1 pseudogene is annotated in these 1,056 nt (G+C 78.4%); it reads right to left on the reverse strand.

Going from position 1 to position 1,056, the window contains the following annotated elements:
- Nucleotides 1–20 precede the first annotated feature (20 nt).
- Nucleotides 21–1,056, reverse strand: a pseudogene (locus E0D90_RS26930) (choice-of-anchor P family protein); the annotation flags it as partial.

Here is a 1,056-nt window from a genome sequence, read left to right on the forward strand (position 1 = left end):
GTGCGGGGCGTTCCCGCCGGTCAGACCTGTTCCAGGGGCACCGTCTCGTCCAGCCGCAGCACGTCGCCGGCGGGCAGGTCGAGCGGGCCGAGGCAGCGGTCGCGCCCGGCGGCCGGGAGGCGATGGCCGGCGGGTGCGTCCACCGCGCACAGCGTGGCGGGGCCGGCGGCCACGTCCTCGATGAGGCAGCCGTCCGCCCGGGTGACGCACAGGCCGGTGACCTCACCGCGGGCGTCGGTCAGTTCGAGCACGACGCCGGGCACTCCGTGTCCCGTCCGGGCGTCGGTGGCGACGGCGTGCACCCCGGCCGTCGTCCCGGCGTTCGCGTCGCGTTCGGCCGCGGCCTGGGCGTCGGCGGCGGCCTCCGCCGCGGCGGCGTCGGCGGTGTCCCGCGCCTCGCTGCCCGTGCCCTCCTGGCGGTGCGCCCCCGCGTCGCCGTCGCCCGCGCCCGCGCCGTCGTCGCCGGTGCCCGCGTGACCGCCGGGCAGACAGCGGACGGAGCCGACGACCAGCTCGGCCGGGTTGTCCGGCCCGGTCAGCTCCAGCCGGAGCGCGTTGACGGTCAGGGCGCCGTCGTCCTCCTGGAGCTGCTCGTTCAGCACCATCGTGCCGAGCTCTTCGGGCAGCTCGACCACGGTGTTGGGCTCCGGCGTCCGGTCCAGCGGGATGGCGGGCAGCAGGCCCGGGTGGAGCCTGGCGTCGACCAGCGAGGCGTCACCCTCGGTGCTGCCGTCCGCCCGCGCGACGCACCGGGCGTCCACCGCTCCGCCGCTCAGCGTCACCGCGCCGAGGTCCACGCGCAGCGAACCGGCCCCGGCGGTGGCGTCCACCGCGCCGGTCGCGGCGGTGTGGGTCTCGGCGTAGACGACGGTCGCCCAGCCGAGGCCGTCGAGGGAGATCCGCGCGGTGGTGTCCTTCCCCGGGCCGTCCGCGAGCGCCGACCTGGCCTCGGTCACGTCCGCCGCCGGGGTGGTGCTCACCAGCCGCAGCCCGGTGCCCGTGGCATCGGCGCCGGTGGTGGTGGCGGAGAGCCCGGCGGTGGGCGTGACCGAGGCC

The sequence above is a fragment of the Streptomyces otsuchiensis genome, from assembly GCF_004305975.1.
Classification (GTDB): domain Bacteria; phylum Actinomycetota; class Actinomycetes; order Streptomycetales; family Streptomycetaceae; genus Streptomyces; species Streptomyces otsuchiensis.